This is a genomic window from Thermobifida sp. (assembly GCF_017577275.1).
Classification (GTDB): domain Bacteria; phylum Actinomycetota; class Actinomycetes; order Streptosporangiales; family Streptosporangiaceae; genus Thermobifida; species Thermobifida fusca.
The window spans coordinates 79,055-100,873 of sequence record NZ_PITY01000015.1 but is presented as its reverse complement, the minus strand read 5'-3'; the positions used below and the strand labels follow the sequence as shown (position 1 = coordinate 100,873).

The 21,819-nt window shown below is 69.5% G+C and carries 20 protein-coding genes and 1 riboswitch; of the genes, 12 read left to right on the top strand and 8 right to left on the bottom strand.

Features of this window, described 5'->3' with window-relative positions:
- Positions 1 to 9: 9 nt before the first annotated feature.
- Positions 10 to 1,056, bottom strand: a complete 1,047-nt coding sequence (aroF, locus tag CW348_RS03210; RefSeq protein ID WP_011291486.1) for a 3-deoxy-7-phosphoheptulonate synthase — start codon at positions 1,054 to 1,056, stop codon at positions 10 to 12.
- A 292-nt stretch (positions 1,057 to 1,348) separates the two neighbouring features.
- Here aroF and CW348_RS03205 point away from each other — a divergent pair, with 292 nt between their 5' ends.
- Positions 1,349 to 1,951 (top strand): sulfite oxidase-like oxidoreductase, encoded by a 603-nt coding sequence (locus CW348_RS03205; RefSeq protein WP_011291487.1) that lies wholly within the window; start codon positions 1,349 to 1,351, stop codon positions 1,949 to 1,951.
- On the opposite strand, the gene pknB is transcribed toward CW348_RS03205, so the two are convergent.
- The 4 genes from pknB to thiO form a co-directional block, all read right to left on the bottom strand.
- Positions 1,912 to 3,894, bottom strand: coding sequence for a Stk1 family PASTA domain-containing Ser/Thr kinase (pknB, locus tag CW348_RS03200; RefSeq protein ID WP_104612581.1), 1,983 nt, complete (start codon positions 3,892 to 3,894; stop codon positions 1,912 to 1,914). The genes CW348_RS03205 and pknB overlap by 40 nt on opposite strands.
- A 103-nt stretch (positions 3,895 to 3,997) precedes the next feature.
- Positions 3,998 to 4,798 (bottom strand): thiazole synthase, encoded by an 801-nt coding sequence (locus tag CW348_RS03195; RefSeq protein ID WP_011291489.1) that lies wholly within the window; start codon positions 4,796 to 4,798, stop codon positions 3,998 to 4,000.
- A gap of 1 nt (position 4,799) precedes the next feature.
- Positions 4,800 to 5,000 carry a sulfur carrier protein ThiS gene (thiS, locus tag CW348_RS03190; RefSeq protein ID WP_011291490.1) on the bottom strand — a complete coding sequence of 67 codons (201 nt, stop codon included), beginning with the start codon at positions 4,998 to 5,000 and terminating at the stop codon, positions 4,800 to 4,802.
- The gene (thiO, locus tag CW348_RS03185; protein WP_016188469.1) at positions 4,997 to 6,172 is read right to left on the bottom strand and encodes a glycine oxidase ThiO; all 1,176 of its coding nucleotides are present in this window, start codon (positions 6,170 to 6,172) and stop codon (positions 4,997 to 4,999) included. The genes thiS and thiO overlap by 4 nt, the downstream gene beginning before the upstream one ends.
- Positions 6,165 to 6,277: riboswitch (TPP riboswitch) on the bottom strand. It overlaps the preceding gene by 8 nt.
- A gap of 119 nt (positions 6,278 to 6,396) precedes the next feature.
- Between thiO and CW348_RS03180 the strand changes: the two genes are divergently transcribed.
- Positions 6,397 to 6,756, top strand: coding sequence for an Rv2175c family DNA-binding protein (locus tag CW348_RS03180; protein WP_016188470.1), 360 nt, complete (start codon positions 6,397 to 6,399; stop codon positions 6,754 to 6,756).
- Between the two features lie 72 nt (positions 6,757 to 6,828).
- A complete protein-coding gene (gene thiE, locus CW348_RS03175) occupies positions 6,829 to 7,485 on the top strand; it encodes a thiamine phosphate synthase (protein WP_011291493.1) in 657 nt (218 codons plus the stop codon).
- A gap of 39 nt (positions 7,486 to 7,524) precedes the next feature.
- Here thiE and CW348_RS03170 read toward each other — a convergent pair whose 3' ends face one another.
- Positions 7,525 to 8,442: an SDR family oxidoreductase gene (locus tag CW348_RS03170; protein WP_016188471.1), complete on the bottom strand. Its 918-nt coding sequence runs from the start codon at positions 8,440 to 8,442 to the stop codon at positions 7,525 to 7,527.
- 184 nt (positions 8,443 to 8,626) lie between these two features.
- On the opposite strand from CW348_RS03170, the gene CW348_RS03165 reads away from it, so the two are divergent.
- The gene (locus CW348_RS03165; RefSeq protein ID WP_011291495.1) at positions 8,627 to 9,133 is read left to right on the top strand and encodes a YbaK/EbsC family protein; all 507 of its coding nucleotides are present in this window, start codon (positions 8,627 to 8,629) and stop codon (positions 9,131 to 9,133) included.
- Positions 9,134 to 9,158: 25 nt separating this feature from the next.
- Entirely contained in the window at positions 9,159 to 9,767 is a 609-nt protein-coding gene (locus CW348_RS03160) for a GNAT family N-acetyltransferase (RefSeq protein ID WP_011291496.1), read from the top strand.
- Here CW348_RS03160 and metF read toward each other — a convergent pair.
- Entirely contained in the window at positions 9,685 to 10,623 is a 939-nt protein-coding gene (gene metF / locus CW348_RS03155; RefSeq protein WP_038043518.1) for a methylenetetrahydrofolate reductase [NAD(P)H], read from the bottom strand. The two genes, CW348_RS03160 and metF, sit on opposite strands and share 83 nt — an antisense overlap.
- 85 nt (positions 10,624 to 10,708) lie before the next feature.
- Here metF and CW348_RS03150 point away from each other — a divergent pair, with 85 nt between their 5' ends.
- The gene (locus CW348_RS03150; RefSeq protein ID WP_011291498.1) at positions 10,709 to 11,779 is read left to right on the top strand and encodes a polyprenyl synthetase family protein; all 1,071 of its coding nucleotides are present in this window, start codon (positions 10,709 to 10,711) and stop codon (positions 11,777 to 11,779) included.
- A 403-nt stretch (positions 11,780 to 12,182) separates the two neighbouring features.
- On the opposite strand, the gene CW348_RS03145 is transcribed toward CW348_RS03150, so the two are convergent.
- Positions 12,183 to 12,680, bottom strand: a complete 498-nt coding sequence (locus CW348_RS03145) for a transcriptional regulator (protein WP_011291499.1) — start codon at positions 12,678 to 12,680, stop codon at positions 12,183 to 12,185.
- Between the two features lie 518 nt (positions 12,681 to 13,198).
- On the opposite strand from CW348_RS03145, the gene pyrR reads away from it, so the two are divergent.
- The 6 genes from pyrR (at position 13,199) to CW348_RS03115 (ending at position 21,779) form a co-directional block, all read left to right on the top strand.
- Complete coding sequence (gene pyrR / locus CW348_RS03140; protein ID WP_011291500.1) at positions 13,199 to 13,822, top strand: bifunctional pyr operon transcriptional regulator/uracil phosphoribosyltransferase PyrR; 624 nt, start codon at positions 13,199 to 13,201, stop codon at positions 13,820 to 13,822.
- Complete coding sequence (locus CW348_RS03135; RefSeq protein ID WP_011291501.1) at positions 13,822 to 14,763, top strand: aspartate carbamoyltransferase catalytic subunit; 942 nt, start codon at positions 13,822 to 13,824, stop codon at positions 14,761 to 14,763. Before pyrR ends, CW348_RS03135 begins: the two co-directional genes overlap by 1 nt.
- A complete protein-coding gene (locus tag CW348_RS03130; protein WP_011291502.1) occupies positions 14,760 to 16,055 on the top strand; it encodes a dihydroorotase in 1,296 nt (431 codons plus the stop codon). Before CW348_RS03135 ends, CW348_RS03130 begins: the two co-directional genes overlap by 4 nt.
- 83 nt (positions 16,056 to 16,138) lie before the next feature.
- Positions 16,139 to 17,302, top strand: coding sequence for a glutamine-hydrolyzing carbamoyl-phosphate synthase small subunit (gene carA / locus CW348_RS03125; protein WP_287462740.1), 1,164 nt, complete (start codon positions 16,139 to 16,141; stop codon positions 17,300 to 17,302).
- Positions 17,303 to 17,394: 92 nt separating this feature from the next.
- The gene (carB, locus tag CW348_RS03120) at positions 17,395 to 20,706 is read left to right on the top strand and encodes a carbamoyl-phosphate synthase large subunit (RefSeq protein ID WP_011291504.1); all 3,312 of its coding nucleotides are present in this window, start codon (positions 17,395 to 17,397) and stop codon (positions 20,704 to 20,706) included.
- Positions 20,707 to 20,888: 182 nt separating this feature from the next.
- Positions 20,889 to 21,779 carry a dihydroorotate dehydrogenase electron transfer subunit gene (locus CW348_RS03115; protein WP_011291505.1) on the top strand — a complete coding sequence of 297 codons (891 nt, stop codon included), beginning with the start codon at positions 20,889 to 20,891 and terminating at the stop codon, positions 21,777 to 21,779.
- Positions 21,780 to 21,819: the final 40 nt, after the last annotated feature.

Sequence of the window (21,819 nt, the reverse complement as noted above, 5' to 3'; positions counted from 1 at the left end):
CGGGTCCGGTTACACGCCGGCGCCCACCTGCGCCACGCTGGGCGTGAGCGTGCGGCCCACGAGCGGCGGCAGCGCCGTCACCACGTGCGCCAGCTCGGCCAAGTCTGCGTGCGTGAGCGCCTGCGGCCCGTCGCACAGTGCCGTCTCCGGAGCAGGGTGCACGTCGACGATGAGGCCGTCCGCGCCCACCGCGATCGCCGCACGCGACAGCGGCAGCACCAGTTCCCGCTTGCCGCCCGAATGCGACGGGTCCACCACCACGGGCAGGTGCGACAGCCGCTGCGCCACGGCGACCGCGCTCACGTCCAGCGTGTTACGGGTCGCTTTCTCGAACGTGCGGATGCCGCGCTCGCACAGCACGATGTTCAAGTTGCCGCGCTGCGCAATGTACTCGGCGGCCATCAGCCACTCCTCGATCGTGCTGCTCATCCCGCGTTTGAGCAGCACCGGCTTGCCCGCGTCGCCCACGGCTTGCAGCAGCGCGAAGTTCTGCATGTTGCGGGTGCCGATCTGCAGCATGTCGGCGTAGGAGGCGACCAGCTCCACGTCGGAGGCGTCCACCACTTCGGTCACAATCGGCAGGCCGGTCTCCGCACGCACATCCGACAGGATCTTCAGACCGGTCTCGCCCAGGCCCTGGAACGCGTAGGGGGAGGTCCGCGGCTTGTAGGCGCCGCCGCGCAGCAGCGCGGCACCCGCACGCTTCGCCATCAGCGCCGCTTCCAAAGTCTGCTCCGGGGTTTCCACCGCGCAGGGACCGGCGATGAGTGTCATATGGTCGCCGCCGATCGGTACCCCAGCAACCTGCACGACCGACCGCTCAGTCGTGTTTTCCCGGCTGACCAGCTTGTAGGGAGTGGAGATGCGCAGGATGTCGGCGACGCCGGGGAGGGCACGCAGATTAAGCGTCTCGAACCGTTCCACGTCGCCTACCAGGCCGATGATGGTCCGGCTCACCCCCCGGGTCACGTAGGCCTCACCACCCACCGAGGCGACGAGGTCAACGATGGAGTCGATGGTGTCGGAAGGGGCGTCGGGCGCCATAACGATGACCATTGAACGCTGTCCTTACCAGGTGCTGTGGAGAGTGTGGGAGCAGCGGTGACCTGGACAGAAAAACAGAAAAGCCCTGGACCGTTCGGCCCAGGGCTTCCAAGTCGTCCGTGTCAGCGCAGCGCTCGTTGGGCGACCGGGCCCGTGGGCCGGTAGCCGTAAAAGCGCCAAAAGTACCGCTGCATGGCAGCGACTATAGCGCACCGCGCCGCCGCCGCTGAAGCCCACGGGGGTAGGAGCGCGCGCACGGGCACCTGAAAAGATGGTCCTGGGATGAGTATCGGGAGAAGAACGATTGTCTGAGCGACGGCTGCCGCCAGGGCAGTACGTGCCGAACGAATGGCCTGCTGTGCACTACGGCCCGGTACCGAAATTCCGCCCGCACCGCTGGGATCTGCAGGTCTACGGAGCCACAGCGGACGGGACGCAGTACCGGTGGGACTGGACCGAGTTCCAGACCCTGCCGCGCGTCGACGTGGTCACCGACTTCCACTGTGTGACCAGATTCACCAAGCTCGACGTGCGGTGGCGCGGGGTGGCCGCCTCCACCGTGCTGAAACTCGCACCCCCCGCCGAGGACGCCACCCACGTCATGGTCTGGGCAGAGTACGGCTACAGCGCCAACCTGCCCCTCGACGACTTCCGGCGTCCCGACGTCATCCTCGCCACCCACCGCGACGGCAAGCCGCTGGAACCCCAGCACGGATACCCGGTGCGGCTCGTCGTCCCCCACCGCTACGGCTGGAAGAGCGTGAAATGGGTGCGCGCCATCGAATACCTCACCGCGGACCGGCGCGGCTTCTGGGAGGAGCGCGGCTACCACAACCTCGCCAACCCGTGGCTGGAGCAGCGCTACTCCTACCAGGAGGACCCCGGGGACGGGCCGCCGCTGGACTGAGCGGGCCCGCTCAGTCCCAGCCCGATCCAGAGCCGGTCCTCCCTGCCCCGGTCCCGATCCCGCTCCCGGCCGAAGGGGGACGTCCAGATCTCGATCGTGGAGCCCTTCGGCGCCTCGCCCTTGGGGTTGTAGTCGCCGACCCGGTTGCCGATCACCTGGTGCACGGTGACCTCGAAGCCCCGCTCCTCCAGCTCCTTGCGGGCCTTGTCCACCTTCCACCCGCGGATGTCGGGAACCTCCACCAGTTCCGGACCGGACGAGACGGTGAGGGTGACGCTCTGCCCCGCCCCCACGGTGGTCTCCGCCTCCGGGTCCTGGGAGATGACATGGCCTTCGGGGACCTCGTCGTGGTGCTCCTCGACGACCGTCACCTCCAAGTCGCTGGACTCCAGCAGGCGGCGCGCATCGTCCACCTTCTGGCCGACCACGTTGGGCATGGGGAACCCGGCGCTGATCGTCAGCGTCACGCTCTCCTCGCGGTTGGCCTTCTCGCCCGGGGCCGGCTTGGTGGTGATCACCGTGCCCGGAGGGTTGTCAAACGAGGTGATCTCGTCTTCCACGATGTCGGTCAGCCCCACCTCTTTGAGGGCGTCCCGGGCCTCCGCCACCGAAGCACCTTCGACGTCGGGCATCTCCACATACTGCGGCCCCGCCGACAGGATGAGGGTGACGAGCGTGTCCGGCAGCAGCCTGCTCCCAGCCTCCGGGTCGGTGGCAGCGACCGTACCGGGCGGCGCCTCGTCGCTGTAGGCGGGCTCTTCCGCGGTCTGCACGCGGAAACCCAGCATGCGCAGGTCCCGGCGGGCCTCGTCGCTTTCTACGCCGACCAGGTCGGGAACCGTCTCATAGCGGCCGTCCACCATCCACCAGCCGAACCCGACCGCCACGACCAGCAGCAGCACGGTGGCGACCAGCAGCGGCGTGCGGAGACTCGGCCGCGGCGGCCGGTCGTCCTCGTAGTCGTCGTACTCCACGGGGGGAAGCTCGACCCCCTGCAGGGTGCGGGTGGCGTTGTCCGAGTCTTCCGCCGTGTCCCCGGCAGGGGCGGGCGCCATCTCCATCACAGAGGTCACCGCGGCGGACGGCTGCTCGTCCAACGCTTTCTGCGCGGCGAAGACCGCGGCAAGGAACTGGCCGGCGTTGGCGAGCCGGTAGGCGGGGTCGCGTTCCGTGGCGCGCACCACCAGCGAGTCCACTTCCGGGGGAATCCCCGGCACCACCCGGGACGGGCGGGGGACGTCCTCGTTGACGTGCTGGTAGGCCACGGCGATCGGAGAGTCACCGGTGTGCGGCTGGCGGCCGGTGAGCAGCTCGTAGAGCATGATGCCGCACGCGTAGACGTCGCTGCGGGCATCCGCGGTGCTGTGCGTGATCTGCTCCGGGGACAGGTAGGCGGCGGTCCCCATGAGCGTGCCGGTCTTGGTCAGCCCCTGCTGGCTGGCCTCCGCGGCCCGGGCCAGCCCGAAGTCGGCCACCTTGATCTGGCCGTCGTGGGTGATGAGGACGTTCTCCGGTTTCATGTCCCGGTGCACCATGCCCGCCTGGTGGGCGGCGCCCAGCCCGGCGAGGATCGGCACCATGATGCGCAGCGCCTCGGCGGGGGAGAACCGGGTTCGCGCCTTCAACGCGGCGCGCAGCGTCTGGCCCGCCACGTACTCCATCGCCAAGTACACGTGCCCCTGGTCGCTGCCCTGGTCGTAGACCTGGACCACGTTGGGGTGCGACAGCTTGGCGACCGCGAGCGCCTCGTTGATGAACCGTTGGACGAACTGCGGGTCGCGCGCCAGGTTGGCATGCATCACCTTCAGCGCGACACGGCGGTCCAGCCGGAGATCGTGAGCGAGGAAGACAGTCGCCATACCGCCGTTGGCGATCTTCGATTCGACCCGGTACCGATGGGCGAGGGTCGTTCCCACTAGCGCGTCCGCAGCCGTCATGTCCACGAGGGGAAGTTTACGGGGGAAAGCGGAAACTGACGGTCTCACCACAGTTTCGGCACGCAGCAGTAAAGAAACCCGGGGCGGGACCACGGTCCCGCCCCGGGTTTCAGCCCTCGCGCGGCGGGGAGGAGGCGTGCGCGTAGCGGCGGATCGGGATCCGCCCGGCCAGCCGGGCCCGCCGACCAGCCGACACCGCCTCCCGCATCGCGTGCGCCATCAGCACCGGATCCTGGGCCCGAGTGACCGCGGTTGCCAACAGCACCGCGTCGCAGCCCAGTTCCATGGCGAGTGCCGCATCGCTTGCGGTGCCGATGCCCGCGTCCAAAATCACAGGGACGTCCAGCTCTTCGACGATCAGTTCGATGTTGTGCGGGTTGCGGATGCCCATCCCCGAACCGATCGGCGCCCCTAACGGCATCACCGCGGCACACCCCACCTGCGCCAGCCGGCGGGCCAGCACCGGGTCGTCGTTGGTGTAGGCGAGGACGACGAACCCCTCGTCCACCAGCCGTTCTGCGGCGTCCAGCGTCTCCACCGGGTCAGGAAGGAGGGTGCGCTCGTCGGCGACCACCTCCAGCTTCACCCAGTTGGTCTCCAACGCTTCACGCCCCAGCCGCGCAGTGCGCAGCGCGTCGACCGCGGTGAAGCAGCCTGCCGTGTTGGGCAGCGGGCGGACCCCGGTTTCCCGGAGCACATCCCAGACCGACCCTTGGGCGTTCGGGTCAACCCGGCGCATCGCCACAGTGGTCATCTCGGTGCCGGAGGCACGCAGCGCGTCCGCCAGCACGTGCAGCGACGGAGCACCCCCGGTGCCCATGATGAGCCGGGAATGGAACTTCTCCCCGGCGATCACCAACGGGTCCTCGAAGGTGTCGGCGCGGGTCGTCCCGGTCGCAGCGTCGGTCAAGTCAGCCCCCCTGCACAGCGGTGAGCACGTCCACCCGGTCGTCGGGGGAGACCACGGTGCGCGCCCAGTCGGTCTTGGGCACCACCTCGTCGTTGACCGCCACAGCCACGCCCGACTCCGCCCGGGTCAGGGAGCGCACCACGTCGGCCACCGTGGTGTCCGGAGCGAGCTGACGCGGCTCACCGTTGATGATCGCGTTCACGATGTTTCAACCCCTTTCGATGGTGAGGATGAGGGAAGGAAGCGGTCTGCGGCGAGATGGCTCGCATAGTCGGGCAGCCGCCCCGTACTCAAGACTTCGGCCATGACATCTCCGGTCACCGGGGCCAGCAGCACCCCGTGGCGGTAGTGGCCGACCGCAAGGTGCAGCCCGCGCACACGGGTGGGTCCCAGCAGCGGCTCGTTGTCCGGCGGCCCGGGGCGCAGCCCCACGCACGTTTCGACGATCTCCAGTTCCGTGACCCCGGGTACGAGCTCGCGCGCGTCGCGGAGCATCTCCCAGACCCCGCCGACGGTCAACCGGGTGTCGAAGCCCATCTCCTCCTGGGTGGCCCCCAGGATCACCTCGCCATCGGCCCGCGGCACCAGGTAGACGGGGGAGCCGGTGACCAAGCCGCGCACGGTGCGGGTCACCAGCGGCTCGGCGCCCACGGGGGTGCGCAGCCGCAGCAGCTGCCCCTTGACCGGGCGCAGCGGGGGCACCACTCCCTCGGGCAGTCCGACAATGTCGGAGCTCCACACGCCCGCGGCGAGCACCACCTGGCCCGCGTCGAGAGTGTCGCCGCTGTCCAGCACGACGCCGCGCACGGCGTCCTCGCCCCCGACCACCTCCCGGACGTGCCCGGCGACGAACAGTGCGCCGCGGGCAGCGGCGGCGGCACGCAGCGCCTCAGACAGGCGGCGCGGATCCACCGAGTGGTCGTCAGGGGCCAGGAAGCCGCCCCGCACAGTGGGAGCCAGCATCGGCTCGAGCCGGCGGCATTCGCGTGAGGTGAGCCGTTCGGTGCGGATACCGAGACGGTCGCGTAGCTGCTGTAGTTCCGCGAGCGTGGCCATGTCGTCCGGGTCGAACCCCACCTGCAGGGTGCCTTCGGTGCGGTAGCCCGGGTCGACGTCGGTGTCTTCTGCGAGCTCGGCGATGAAATCGGGGTAGCGCTGCTGGGACCGCAGCCCCAGACGGATCAGCGACTCTTCCCCGAACACCGCTTCGGTTGCGGGGGTCAGCATGCCCGCCGCCACCCCGGACGCGGCGCCCGCCTTCTCCGCGGACACGACGGTCACCCGCATCCCGAGGCGGGCAGCACGCCATGCGGTGACCAGGCCAATAAGTCCGCCCCCAACGACAAGGACGTCCGGGGCTGAGCGCAACTGCACGGCGCGCCACTCCCTTCGCCGGTATGACCCGGATCAGGTTCTGCGGTCGGAGGCGGACAGCCTCCCTCTCAGCCGGGTTCCGCCCCGGCTCCCGCGGGTTTTCGCTTTCGTCCGCATTCTAGGTCGCCCGTGACTGGGGAAGCCAAAGGTCCGACATGTACGCCTAAAGCGATCACGGTCGGTCGAGAGGATTCGGCGCGCGCCAGATGTGGAAGATTGGGACCGTGACACAGATCGATCGCGACCTCGACGCGCTCGTCGGAGAGTGGCTCACTCTCCAGGAAGCGGCCGCGGCCCTCGGTGTGAGCCAGAACCAGGTCCGGCAGATGATCCGCAACCACCGGCTCCTCGGCGTGGTCCGCGGCGGAGAACTGGCGATTCCCGCGGCGTTCATCACCAACGGCACCATCCTCAAAGGCCTCCAAGGCACCCTCACCGTGCTCGCGGACAGCGGTTTCTCTCCGGAGGAGGCGCTGCGCTGGATGTTCACCGCAGACGACAGCCTGCCCGGCACTCCGCTCGATGCGATCCGCGGCAACCGCGGCACCGAGGTGCGCCGCCGCGCCCAGGCGATGCTGCTGTAAGACACCCCGTCGCCGGGTACGCTGCACCCGCCCCGCGGGACAGGCGCTCGGCGACGATCTAGGGTGGGAGCCGTGGACGAGACTCTGCGAAAGCGGTTGGAATCCGCCCGGCTCTACCTGTGCACGGACGCCCGCGCCGACCGAGGCGACCTGGCCGAGTTCCTTGATGCGGCGCTCGCCGGGGGCGTGGACATCGTGCAACTGCGCGACAAGACCCTGGACGCGCGGGACGAGCTCGCCGCGCTGGAAGTCGTGCGTGAGGCGTGCGACCGCCACGGGGCGCTGCTCGCGGTCAACGACCGGGCCGACATAGCCCACGCCGTCAACGCCGACGTGCTGCACCTGGGACAGCGGGACCTGCCCGTGCGCTACGCCCGCGCGATCCTCGGGGACCGGCCGCTGATCGGCCGCTCCACCAACGCGGCGGAGCTGTCTGCGGCCGCCGACCGGGAAGAAGGCGTCGACTACTTCTGTATCGGCCCGGTGTGGGCGACCCCGACCAAACCGGGACGGCCCGCTGCCGGGCTCGACGAGGTGGCGCGGGTCGCCGCCCTGCACCCGCAGCGCCCCTGGTTCGCGATCGGCGGGATCAACGAGGACAACCTGGACCAGGTGCTGGCCGCGGGCGCCCGCCGGGCTGTCGTGGTCCGCGCCATCACCGAAGCCGAAGACCCGCGTGCGGCGGCGGCGGAGCTCAAACGCCGCCTCGTGGCAGCGGCCGCAGCCTGACCGCGGCCCGCCCCCGCCCGGGCGGGCCGGAAAGGGCGCTCAGCGGGGGCCGAGCGCGCTACCGGAGCCGCTGAAGAGCGGCGCGTGGGACAGCGCGCTCGGATTCTTCCGCAGGTAGCCCTCGAGGGAGCGGGCAGGGTGGCCGGTCAGCCGCAGTACGGTGCGGTTGGCGGTGCTGAGTTCCCCGGCGGCGATCGCCGTGCAGGCGCTCACCCGCTCCGCGATTTCCCGGGCGGTCAACCCCTGCGAGGAGAGGAAGTCGATGGCCTCCTCCGGGGTTTGCGGAACGTAGACGATGGTGCGTCCGGTGAGCGTGGACAGGCGGGTCGCGGTCTGCCCCAGCGAGACGGCTTCCGGACCGGTCACGTTGTAGATGCGGTTGACGTGCTCTTCCGGGGCGCGCAGCACAGCGGCGGCGACGTCGGCGACATCGTCCCGCGACACCCACGCCACGGTGCCTTCCCCGGCCGGGCCGCGGATCGTGCCGTCCTCGCCGATCCACTCGGGCAGGAGGTCCAGGTACAGGCTGGGCCGCAGGAAGGTGTAGGCCACCCCGGTGGTGCGCAGGTACTCCTCGGTGGCGTAGTGCTCCCGGCCGAGGACGCAGGTCGCGGCGGCGCTCGCGTTGAGGAACGACAGGTAGACGATGTGGCGCACCCCTTCGGCCACGGCCGCGTCGATGACGGCCCGGTGGAGTTCCTCGCGGTTCTCCGCGTGGTCCGCGGCGACGAGGAACAGCACCTCGGCGCCGCGGACTGCGCGGCCGAAAGCGGCAGGATCCTCGTAGGCGGCCAGGACCGCGCTCGACTTCGGGAGTTCGGGGGCGCGGTTGAGGTCACGGACAATGAGCCGCTGCGCAAGGCCCAGCCGTGCCAACTGGGCGGCTACTTTGCCGCCGACGGCTCCGGTCGCCCCAGTCGTCGCGATAACACGTTCCGCTCTCAGATCCTCACCCATAGTGTTTATCTTCGGCAAACAGTCCCGGACGTGCACTGACCGGCGCGCCGGACCGCGCGCGAAACGTGCCGGTACCGCCCCGCGCACCGCGGCCCCGGCACCGGGAATCCCCCACACGCGCGGGATGCCCGCACGCCTGCCGGAAGCTGAGCACAACCCGGGGGCTATGTCCTAGGATCGCGCCATGCACCCCAATGTTCGCGCTGTCGCCGAACTGCTCGCTGCCCACGGCGCTTCCGGCACCGTCAAAGAGCTGCCGGACTCTGCCCGGACCGCCGCGGACGCCGCGGCACAGTTGGGCTGCGAGATCGGCGCGATCGCCAACAGCCTTGTTTTCGCCGCGCGCTACGACTCGGCGGACACCTCCCCCGATACGCTCCACCCGGTACTCGTCCTCACCAGCGGCGCCCACCGGGTCGACACCGGCAAAGTCGCCGCCCTCCTCGACGCAGCGGAGGTCGTCCGCGCCACCCCGCAGTTCGTCCGGAAACACACCGGCCAGCCCATCGGCGGGGTCGCTCCGATCGGCCACCCCAAGCCGCTTCCCACCCTGGTCGACGAGTGGCTGGAGCGTTACGAGACTGTGTGGGCCGCCGCAGGCCACCCCAACGCGGTATTCCCCACCTCGTTTACGGAACTCTGCCGCCTCACCGGGGGAAGACCGGCTGACGTGGGGCAAGAGTCGTCCTAAGAGACCGGGAACACCTGGGGGCGGTGTGGAAACCGAGATCGAGTTCTGGGAACTGGCCGCGCCAGCCTTCATCCGCGCCCTGCCCGCGCTGATGGAGATCTACGCGGCTGCCATGGCACCGCCCCCACGGCAGCTGCCGGGGCGGCAGGCCATCATGCGCCAGCACGCCCACTATCCCCGGTTCCATTCCGTGGTCGCGGTGACCGGGGAGCGCAACGCGGTCGCGTTCGCCTACGGGTTCCACGGCTGCCCCGGGCAGTGGTGGCACGACGTGGTCACCGCGGAACTGGGGCGCATCGACCCGGAAGGGGTGCGCCGCTGGTTCGCCGACTCGTTCGAAGTCGCCGAAGTCCACGTGCTGCCGGAGTGGCAGGGCAACGGGATCGGCCGGGCACTCCTGTACCGGCTGCTGGAGCCCCGGCGGGAGCGCACCGCGGTGCTGTCCACTCCCACCGGGGCCACTCCCGCCCACGGGCTCTACCGTTCGTCAGGGTTTGTGGATCTGATCACCGGATTCCGGTTCCCGGGCACAGTGGACCAGGAGTTCACCATCATGGCAGCGCAGCTACCGCTGCCGGCTGGGTGGCGCCCACGAGCCGGTGGTAGACCTCGCGGGTCGCCGTCGAACGGTTGAACGTGATGAAGTGGATGCCCGGCGCCCCTTCGGCGAGGAGCCGTTCGCACAGCCGAGTGGCGTGCTCGATACCGAGCGCGCGCACCGCCTCGGGGTCGTCGGCGACCCGTTCGAACTCTTCCGCCAGCCTGCGGGGGAACGGCGCTCCCGACAACTGCTCGGAGCGGGCGATCGTGCTGAACTTCGTGACCGGCATGATCTCAGGGATGATGGGCACGTCGCAGCCCCGGGCCGCGACCCGGTCCCGCAGCCGCAGGTAGTCCTCGGCTTCGAAGAACATCTGGGTGATCGCGTAGTCCGCTCCTGCCCGGCATTTGCGGACGAAGAAGTCCGTGTCGGTCTCCACGTCGGGGGAGCGGGGGTGCTTGTAGGGGAATGCGGCCACCCCGACGCAGAAGTCACCGCTCTCCTTGATCAGCCGCACCAGTTCTTCGGCGTAGGTGAGGCCCTCCGGGTGCTTGACCCATTCGCCCAGCGGGTCGCCGGGCGGGTCGCCGCGCAGCGCGAGCATGTTGCACACCCCCGCCGCCGCGAACCGGCCGATGAGGTGGCGGAGCTCCCGCACCGAGTGGTTGACCGCGGTGATGTGCGCCACGGGCAGCAGAGTGGTGTTGGTGGCGATCTTCTCGGTGACGTTCACGGTCCGGTCCCGGGTGCTGCCGCCCGCACCGTAGGTCACCGAGACGAAGGAAGGGCGTAGGGCCTCGATCTCCCGGATCGCCCGCCAAAGCATGCGCTCCCCCTCGGGCGTTTTCGGGGGGAAGAACTCGAAGGAGAACGTGGGCTCTTTACGCGCCAACAGTTCGCTGATACGGCGCGGACGAGGCGCCGGGCGCGGCGTGGGTGATCCGAGCATGTCTCCCACTGTAATCGACCATATCGGTGGGGTTTGGGTGTGTCGTGGTGAAGACGGGCGGCGGAACAATCGGTAGCCTGCCCTTATGAGCTCCTCGCACTTGTCTCCCGTCGCCTTCGTGCGCCCCCTTGTCGATGCCGAACTGGCGGCCTTCGTCGCGAGCCGACGCCCGCTGCTGCTGGAGATCGGCGCGGAGTGGGAACCGGTGCTGGCCGCCCTCGAAGCCATGATCAGCGGCGGCAAGCGGCTGCGGCCGGCGTTCTGCTACTGGGGATGGCGCGGCGCGGGCGGGGGAGAGGAGCCCGGCCTCTACACGGCCGCGGCAGCCTTGGAGCTGCTCCAGGCGTGCGCGCTGATCCACGACGATGTGATCGACAACAGCGACACCCGGCGCGGGCAGCCCGCCGTGCACCGCAGGCTCGCCGCCCTGCACCGGGAGTCGGGATGGCACGGCGACCCCGACGAGTTCGGCCGGGGCGCGGCGATCCTGCTGGGGGACCTGTGCCTGGCGTGGTGTGAAGACATGTACCAGTCGAGCGCGCTCCCCGCGGAAGCGCTCGCTGCGGGGCGGGGCCCCTTCGACCTGATGCGCACCGAGGTGGTGGCCGGCCAGTACCTGGACTTGGTGGAGCAGGCGCGCGGCGCGGACACCGTGGAGGCAGCGCTGCGGGTGATGCGGTTCAAGTCGGCCAAGTACACCATTGAGCAGCCCCTCCACCTGGGTGCAGCGCTGGCGGGACGGTACGCCGAGCTGGCCCCCGCCTACACCGCCTACGGCATCCCGTTGGGGATCGCCTTCCAACTGCGCGACGACGTCCTCGGGGTGTTCGGGGACCCGGAGGAGACGGGGAAGCCTGCAGGGGACGACCTGCGGGAGGGGAAGCGCACGGTGCTGGTGGCAGAGACGCTGCGCCGGGCGGCAGCGGACGACGCCGAGCAGTTCCGGCGCCTGCTGGGCGACCCCGAGCTGGGGGCCGAGGAGATCGCCTGGATGCGTTCGGTCATCGTGGACAGCGGTGCGCTGGAAGCCTGCGAAGCCCGGATCGCCGACTATGTGGCCGATGCGACGCAGGCCCTGGAGAACGACGTGATCGCCGACGACGCGCGTTCCGCGTTGGCGGACCTCATCGTCGCTGCCACCGCACGTAAGCACTAGCCTGCCGCGGGGCTTGCTGTCCGGGAAGCGGTCGGGGCGTGCGGGCTGCGGGGTTGCCGGTGTGCCGTGCACTCTGCGTGCGCTGCGGGGCTCTTTCCGCCAGGGTTGACGAACATGTGTTCGAAGGTGTTCACTGGGAGTGTGCGCGGCGGCTTCCTCGCTGCCGGTGAGGAAGGCTCCCGCGGTCGTCGTTTCGGGGCGGCGCCCCCCTGACGTCCCGAAACCTCGCCGGTCGGGCGGGAGGAGGGGAAGCCTCTCGCCCGACCCTCCCAACGGCCCCCTGCGGGGTATGCAGGCAAAGCATGGTAAAGGCGGCTGGCTGCACAGCCAGCCGCCTTTACCATGCTTTGCGGCGTTGTCCCGGACGCCCTCAGCGGTATGGTGCCCGGGCCGTGCGCGAGCCTTAGAAGGCTTCCACTGCGCGCCGCGCCTCGGGGTCGAGGACGCCCCAGTTGATGAACTCTTCGGTCAGTTCAGCGGGCGACCGGTCGTAGATGACCGCCAGCGAACGCAGATCCTCCTGGCGGATGGACAGCACCCGGCCGTTGTAGTCGCCGCGCTGGCTCTGGATGGTGGCCACGTAACGGGCGAGGGGCCCGGCCTTCTCCTTGGGCAGTTGCTGCATGCGCTCCAGGTCGATGACCAGCTTGGGCGTCGGACCCAGCGGGGCGGGTGCGGGCTCGCCCGGCAGAAGCTCCGACATCGGCACGCCGTAGAACTCGGCGAGGTCGGCCAGCTTCTGGACCGTGACCGCGCGGTCACCGCGCTCGTAGGAACCGACGACGACAGCCTTCCACCGCCCCTGCGACTTCTCCTCTACTCCGTGCAGGGACAGTCCCTGTTGCGTACGGATGGCACGCAGTCGGGCACCCAGAGCTTTCGCGTATTCCGATGGTGGCATTCTTTCGTGCTCCCCGGCATGAAAAGTGGCTGAAACAGGAGGCGGGATCCGCTGCGGGTCCGGTGGAGAACCCCGTCGCATCACACCGACCTAGTGCGGCTCAGTCGGCGACTCGCGGCATCACACCCCCACAATGGTTACGCACAGTGACGGTAGGGCGGGAAGAGTGCTCAGGTCAAGCCGTTGGGTGAAAACGCGACGATTCAGTGGCCAAACTGTGTGTAAGTGAGACGACTCTCATAGGTCTCCTCAACAGGACATAACACCCTGGTCGATTTTTCCTGAATGTCACCTCCTGCGAGGTTCCTTCCCTGCTCATCTCGTCACCACGTAAAGAAAGCGTACCTTCCGAATCCGAAAGATTGCGCAGAGTCAAGATCTAAGAGTGTGATTACTCTCATAATCCCTGGATGTTGGGCCCATGCTACGTCATGCGCGGAAAGTCGTCGCTGGTACCGTGAGAGCCGTCCGACGTCCTTTAACGACCTGTCCAGTGAGGCAGGGAAGGAGGTCCGCTTGTGCATGCCCACAACCATGCCGGCGGTGAGCGACCAGACCAGCGACGAGCGGTTCTGGAAGGCCCCGAGATCTCCCGGGCGCTGACCCGCATCGCCCACGAGATCCTCGAACGCACCAAAGGGGGCCACGACCTCACCCTTCTGGGCATCCGCACCGGAGGCGTGCCCCTCGCGCAGCGGCTCGCCGAACGCATCGAACGCGTCGAACAGCGCCCGGTCCCCTGGGGCGCCCTCGACATCACCATGTACCGCGACGACCTGCGGCTCGCCCCGGCCCGCGCCCTCGGCAGCACCGACATTCCCCCCGAAGGCGTCGACGGGCGGACCGTAGTCCTCGTCGACGACGTGCTCTTCTCCGGCCGCACGGTCCGCGCCGCCCTGGACGCCCTCAACGACCTGGGACGCCCGCGCGCCGTGCAACTGGCGGTCCTCGTCGACCGCGGCCACCGGGAACTCCCCATCCGCGCCGACTACGTGGGGAAGAACCTGCCCACCTCGCTCCGCGAAAGCGTCACCGTGCTGCTCGAAGAACTCCACGGGCGCGACGCGGTCCTCATCGGCCCCGCCAAGCCCCGTCCCGGAGCGCCCGAGTCCGCCGCAGCCACCCCGGGAGGAGCACGCTGATGCAGCACCTGCTTTCCGCCGGAGACCTCACCCGAGACGAGGCCCTGCTCATCCTCGACACCGCGCGGGAACTCTCCCAGGTCAGCGAACGCTCCGTGAAGAAGCTGCCGACCCTGCGCGGCCGCACCGTCGTCAACCTGTTCTACGAAGACTCCACGCGCACCCGGATCTCCTTCGAAGCCGCCGCCAAACGCATGTCGGCGGACGTCATCAACTTCTCCGCCCGCGGCTCCAGCGTCTCCAAAGGAGAAAGCCTCAAAGACACCGCGCTGACCCTGCAGGCCATGGGCGCCGACGGGGTCGTCATCCGGCACAGCGCCCCCGGAGCGGCGCGCCGCCTCGCCGACTGGGTGGACGGCGTCGTCATCAACGCCGGCGACGGCACCCACGAGCACCCCACCCAGGCGCTGCTCGACGCCTACACCATGCGGGAACGGCTCGGCCGCGTCGAAGGCCTGCGGGTCGCCATCGTCGGCGACATCCGGCACAGCCGCGTCGCCCGCTCCAACGTGCTGCTGCTCACCACCCTCGGCGCCGAGGTCACCTTGGTCGCCCCGCCCACCCTGCTGCCCGTCTCCGTCGACACCTGGCCCTGCGCGGTCTCCTACGACCTCGACGAAGTCCTGCCCAAGAGCGACGTCGTCATGATGCTGCGGGTGCAGGCCGAGCGGATGCACTCCTCGTTCTTCCCCTCCGCGCGCGAATACAGCCGCCGCTACGGCCTGGACGCCGACCGCCTGGCACGGATGGCCGACCACGCCATCGTCATGCACCCGGGCCCCATGGTCCGCGGCATGGAGATCTCCGCGGAGGTCGCCGACTCCGCCCGCTCCACCGTCACCGAACAGGTGACCAACGGTGTCAGCGTCCGCATGGCCGTGCTGTACCTGCTGCTCGGCGGTGCCATCCACAGACCGGGAAACCAGGGGGAGCCCCGATGACGACCACCACGCGCTACCTGATCCGCAACGCCCGCATCCTCGGGGGCGAGCCCACCGACCTGCTGCTCGCCCACGGCCGTATCGACGCGATCGGCCCCGACCTCCCCGCTGACGGCGCCGAAGTGGTCGACGCCGCCGGGGCCATTGCCCTGCCCGGACTCGTCGACCTCCACACCCACCTGCGGGAGCCTGGACGCGAAGACGCAGAAACCGTCGCCACCGGGTCGCGGGCCGCCGCCATGGGCGGCTACACCGCCGTCTTCGCCATGGCCAACACCGACCCCGTCGCCGACACTGCCGGCGTCGTCGAACAGGTCTGGCGGCTGGGCCGGGACGCCGGATACTGCGACGTCCACCCGGTCGGGGCGGTCACCGTCGGCCTGAAAGGCGAACGCCTCGCCGAACTCGGCGCCATGGCGGACTCCCCGGCCAAAGTCCGGGTCTTCTCCGACGACGGCATGTGCGTCTCCGACGCCCAGCTCATGCGCCGCGCCCTGGAATACGTCAAAGCGTTCGACGGCGTCATCGCCCAGCACGCCCAAGAACCGCGCCTCACCGAAGGCGCCCAGATGAACGAAGGCGTCGTCTCCGACCGCCTGGGGCTCGCCGGCTGGCCCGCCGTCGCCGAAGAAGCGATCATCGCCCGGGACTGCCTGCTCGCCGAGCACGTCGGCTCGCGGCTGCACGTCTGCCACGTCTCTACCAAGGGGTCGGTGCAGATCATCCGCTGGGCCAAGAGCCGCGGCTGCGACGTCACCGCCGAAGTGACCCCGCACCACCTGCTGCTCACCGACGAGCTCGCCGAGAGCTACGACCCGGTCTACAAGGTCAACCCGCCCCTGCGCACCGCGGAAGACGTCGAAGCGCTGCGTGAAGGACTGGCGGACGGCACGATCGACATCGTCGCCACCGACCACGCCCCCCACCCCAGCGAAGCCAAAGAAACCGAGTGGAACCAGGCCGCCATGGGCATGATCGGCCTGGAAACCGCGCTGTCGGTGGTCCAGCACACCATGGTCGACACCGGCCTCCTCGACTGGGCCGGAGTGGCGCAGCGCATGTCCGCCACCCCCGCCCGCATCGGACGCCTCACCGACCAGGGCCGCCCCATCGCCGTGGGAGAACCCGCCAACCTCACCTTGTACGATCCCACGGCGACGCGCGTGATCGACCCTGCGACGATGGTGTCGAAGAGCCGCAACACGCCCTTCGCCGGAATGACCCTGCCCGGACGTGTCCTCGCCACCTTCCTCCGCGGGGTACCCACCGTTCTCGACGGGAAGATTCAGTGAGCACCAGTCACCACGCCCCAGCAGCCGTCCGCCTGCCCACCGCAGCAGCGGACGCCCAGCGCCAGAGCGACCAGACAACCACCATGCCCGCAGAGGGGAACAAGAACGTGCAGGTACCCGCGATCCTGGTCCTGGAGGACGGCCGAGTCTTCCACGGGGTCTCCTTCGGTGCAGAAGGGGAGACCTTCGGTGAAATCGTGTTCCACACCGGAATGACCGGATACCAGGAGGTCCTCACCGACCCCTCCTACCACCGCCAGATCGTGGTGATGACCGCACCGCACATCGGCAACACGGGGGTCAACGACGACGACGCCGAATCCCACCGGATCTGGGTGTCCGGATACGTCGTCCGCGAACCCTCCCGCATCGTCTCGAACTGGCGGGCCCAGCGCACCCTCGAAGAGGAACTGCGCCGCCAAGGAGTCGTCGGCATCGCCCTCTCCGGCACCCGGGCGCTCACCCGCCACCTGCGCGACAAGGGTGTGATGCGCGCCGCCATCAGCACCGTGGAAACCGACCCGGACAAGCTGCGGGAACGCGTCCTCGCCAGCCCGCAGATGGTCGGCGCGAACCTGGCCGGAGAGGTCACCACCGCCGAGCCGTACACGGTCCGCCCGCCGGACGGCGTCCCCGTCCGCTTCACCGTCGCAGCGGTCGACCTCGGCATCAAAGCGATGACCCCGCAGCAGCTCGCCGAACGCGGCTGCGAAGTGCGGGTGCTGCCTGCCCACACCACGGCCGAGCAGATCCTCGCCCTCAACCCGGACGGCGTGTTCTTCAGCAACGGCCCCGGCGACCCTGCCGCCGCCGACGCCGTGGTGGAGACCATGCGCGGCATCCTGGACGCGGGCACCCCGCTGCTCGGCATCTGCTTCGGCAACCAGATCCTGGGACGCGCCCTCGGCCTGGAGACCTACAAGCTGCCCTTCGGCCACCGCGGCGCCAACCACCCGGTCCGCGAGACCCGGACCGGGCGCGTCTACATCACCAGCCAGAACCACGGATTCGCGGTCCGCGCGCCCCTCGACGGCCCGTTCGACACTCCCTACGGCCGCGCCGAAGTGAGCTACATCGGCCTCAACGACGGCGTGGTGGAAGGACTGCGGCTGCTCGACCGCCCCGCGCTCAGCACCCAGTTCCACCCGGAGGCCGCCTCCGGGCCCCACGACGCCGCGGACGTGTTCGACACCTTCGTGGAGATGATGACCGCCCACCGGCAGGCCCGCGAGGCCGCGCGCGCCTGACCTGTGTCGCGCAGCTCGGCGTTGCCCGCCGGGACTGCTGGCGGGCCGCCACCCCTGACGTGATTTGCGATACCTGAGGAATACCGACGACTATGCCGCGCCGTACTGATCTTTCGTCTGTGCTCGTGATCGGCTCCGGGCCGATCGTCATCGGCCAGGCGTGCGAATTCGACTACTCGGGCACTCAGGCGTGCCGGGTGCTCAAAGCCGAAGGGCTGCGGGTGATCCTGGTCAACTCCAACCCGGCCACGATCATGACCGACCCCGAATTCGCGGACGCCACCTACGTGGAACCCATCACCCCGGAGATGGTCGAGAAGATCATCGCCAAGGAGCGTCCCGATGCGCTGCTGCCCACCCTGGGCGGCCAGACCGCGCTCAACACCGCGGTGGCGCTGCACGAGGCCGGGGTGCTCGACAAGTACGGGGTCGAACTGATCGGCGCCAACATCGACGCCATCCAGGCCGGGGAAGACCGCGACAGCTTCAAACGCGTCGTGGAGCGGGTCGGTGGCGAGTCGGCCCGCTCGGTGATCTGCCACTCCATCGAAGAGTGCCTGGCCGCCGCCGAAGAACTGAACTATCCGGTCGTGGTCCGCCCCTCCTTCACCCTGGGCGGCGCCGGCTCCGGGTTCGCCCACAACGAGGAGGAGCTGCGCCGCATCGCGGGGCAGGGGCTCGCGCTCTCCCCGACCACCGAGGTGCTCCTTGAGGAGTCCATCCTCGGCTGGAAGGAATACGAGCTGGAGCTGATGCGCGACGCCAACGACAACGTGATCGTCGTCTGCTCCATCGAGAACCTCGACCCCATGGGCGTGCACACCGGCGACTCCATCACGGTCGCCCCCGCGATGACGCTCACCGACCGCGAATACCAGCGGCTGCGCGACCTGGGGATCGCCATCATCCGCGAAGTCGGGGTCGACACCGGCGGCTGCAACATCCAGTTCGCGGTCCACCCCGAGACCGGGCGGACCATCGTCATCGAGATGAACCCGCGCGTCTCCCGGTCCTCGGCGCTGGCGTCCAAAGCCACCGGGTTCCCCATCGCGAAGATCGCGGCCAAGCTCGCCGTCGGCTACACCCTCGACGAGATCACCAACGACATCACCGCCAAGACGCTGGCCAGCTTCGAGCCGACCCTGGACTACGTCGTCGTCAAAGTGCCGCGGTTCGCGTTCGAGAAGTTCCCCGGCGCCGACTCCGGCCTGACCACCACCATGAAGTCGGTCGGCGAAGTCATGGCGATCGGCCGGTCCTTCCCCGAAGCGCTGCAGAAGGCCATGCGGTCGCTGGAGAAGAAAGGCAGCTCCTTCACCTGGACAGGAGACCCCGGGGACAAAGAGGAGCTGCTGCGGGCGGTCCGGACCCCCAGCGAACACCGGCTGCGCCAAGTCCAGCAGGCCCTGCGGGCCGGGGCCACGGTCGCGGAACTCCACGAGGCCACCAAGATCGACCCGTGGTTCCTCGACCAGATCCTCCGGTTGGACGAGAAGGCCCGCGAACTCGCCGCCGCGCCCCGCCTCGACGCGGACCTGCTGCGCTCCGCCAAACAGCTAGGCTTCTCCGACGCGCAGATCGGCGAGATCACCGGCCGCTCCGAAGAAGTCGTGCGGGAGCTGCGCGACGCCCTCGACGTGCACCCGGTCTACCTGGCCGTGGACACCTGCGCCGCCGAGTTCCCCGCGACCACGCCCTACCTGTACTCCAGCTACGACGAGGAGACCGAGGTCCCGCCCAGCAGCAAGCCCAAGGTCATCATCCTCGGCTCCGGACCCAACCGGATCGGCCAGGGCGTGGAGTTCGACTACAGCTGCGTCCACGCGTCCTTCGCCCTGTCGGAGGCCGGCTACGAGACCGTCATGGTCAACTGCAACCCTGAGACGGTCTCCACCGACTACGACACCAGCGACCGGCTGTACTTCGAGCCGCTGACCCTGGAAGACGTGCTCGAAGTGGTGCGCGCCGAACAGCAGACCGGCGAAGTCGTCGGCGTGATCGTGCAACTGGGCGGCCAGACCCCGCTCGGCCTGGCCAAGAAGCTCAAAGAAGCCGGGGTGCCGATCGTGGGCACCAGCCCCGAGGCGATCGACCTGGCCGAAGACCGCGGCGAGTTCGGCCGGGTCCTGGCCAAAGCCGGGCTGCCCGCCCCCAAGCACGGCACCGCCCAGTCCTTCGACGAAGCCCGGGCCATCGCCGAAGAGATCGGCTACCCGGTGCTGGTCCGCCCCTCCTACGTGCTCGGCGGCCGCGGCATGGAGATCGTCTACAACGAGGCCATGCTCGCCGACTACATCGAGCGCAACGCGGAAGTCAGTGCCGAACACCCGGTGCTGGTGGACCGCTTCCTCGACGAAGCCATCGAGATCGACGTGGACGCCCTCTACGACGGCACCGAACTGTACCTGGGCGGTGTCATGGAGCACATCGAGGAGGCGGGCATCCACTCCGGCGACTCCGCCTGCGCTCTGCCCGCGATCACCCTGGGCCAGGAGGACATTGAACGCATCCGCTACTCCACGGAGGCCATCGCCGCCGGGGTGGGGGTGCGCGGCCTGATCAACGTGCAGTACGCGCTCTCCGCCGGCGAACTCTACGTGCTCGAAGCCAACCCGCGGGCGTCGCGCACCGTGCCGTTCGTGTCCAAGGCCACCGCGGTCCCCCTGGCCAAGGCTGCAGCCCGGATCATGCTGGGGGCGACCATCCAGGAGCTGCGCGACGAGGGCCTGCTGCCGCGGCACGGCGACGGCGGCACTCTGCCCCCGGACGCACCGGTCGCCGTCAAGGAAGCGGTCCTGCCGTTCAACCGCTTCATTGACCGCCACGGCCAGGGCGTGGACACCGTCCTGGGCCCGGAGATGCGCTCCACCGGTGAAGTCATGGGCTTGGACGTGGACTTCGGCACCGCGTTCGCCAAGTCCCAACTGGCCACCTACGGCACGTTCCCCACGTCGGGAACCGTGTTCGTCTCCGTGGCCAACCGCGACAAGCGCACCATGATCTTCCCGGTCCGGCGGCTGGCCGACCTCGGGTTCGAGATCCTGGCCACGGAAGGCACCGCGCTGGCGCTGCGCCGCCACGGGGTGCAGGCCCGCGTGGTGCGCAAGCACAGCGAAGGGCCTGGACCGGACGGGGAGCCGACCATTGTGCAGCGCATCCACAACGGTGAAGTGGATCTCATCGTCAACACGCCGTTCGGCGGCCCCGGCCAGTCCGGACCGCGCCTGGACGGCTACGAGATCCGCACCGCCGCAGTGGCGCGCGGCGTGCCCAGCGTGACCACGGTCCAAGGCCTGGCCGCCGCCGTGCAAGCCATCGAGTCGCTGGTCAACGGCAGGATCCAGGTGCGTTCGCTCCAGGAGCACGCCCAGCGGCTGCGCGACGCATCGCAGGCGACCGCGTAGGGTCGACCGCTGCCCCTCGGGGCGGGCGGGCATTCCCGTCCCCGAGGGGCAGCCGGTTGCGGAACAATGGGACAGCGAGCGCCCGGGGAGCGGGGTTTCTCCGCGGGCCCCCTCGCGGCCCGTCGCAACGACGTCCGGGAAGCGCTCGAAGCGATGGTGGAGACCGGGAGGGGACCCTCTCAGTGAGTGACGTGCGGCCGGTGCAGATGAGCAGCCCGGTACTGACGGTGCGGCAGGTGGACGCCTACCACGCCATCACGGTGGTCGCTCCGGGGATTGCGGAGCGGTTCCGGTCAGGGCAGTTCGTGGCTGTGGCGGTCGGCGGCGAGCACTCCGCCATGCTCACCCGGCGGATGTTCGCGATCCACGAGGTCAAACCCGACTACGGCGGCACCGTGGAGTTCCTGTTCACGGTGCGCGGCAAGGGGACCGCCTGGCTGGCGGAGCGGCGCTCCCGCGACCTGCTCGACATCATCGGCCCGCTGGGGCGGCCGTTCCCGCTGCCGCGCGACCCGGTCAACTGCGTCCTCGTCGGCGGCGGCTCCGGCAGTGTCCCGCTGTTCCCGCTCGCCCACGCGCTGCGGCGGCGCGGCTGCCGCGTGGACTTCGTCCTGGGCGGGGCCACCGCCTCACGGGTGTTCAACGCGATGACCGCGCGCCGGATCGCGGAGACCGCGACTTTCACCACCGACGACGGTTCGCTGGGCACCAAGGGCCGGGTCACCGACGTGCTCGCCCAGGTGATCGAGGAAGCCTACTCCGACGTGGTGTACGCGTGCGGCCCGATGCCGATGCTGCGCGAAGTCACTGCGATCGCGATGCACTACGGCATCCCGATCCAGGTGTCCGTGGAGGAGACCATGGCCTGCGGCACCGGGATCTGCATGTCGTGCGTGGTCCCGGTGGTCGGCGAGGACGGGATCACCCGGATGGCGCGCGCCTGCGTGGACGGCCCCGTGTTCCGGGGCGAGCGGGTGCGGTTCGACGACGTCGGTACAGTTCCGTTCGACGCTCTAGGAGCCCCTGGCTGGAAGGCGCGGAGCGTCGAGGACCAGGCCCGCGAGGCTGGGTGAGTGACGATGCCCTTGGACGCGGAGACGGTGGCGGAGACAG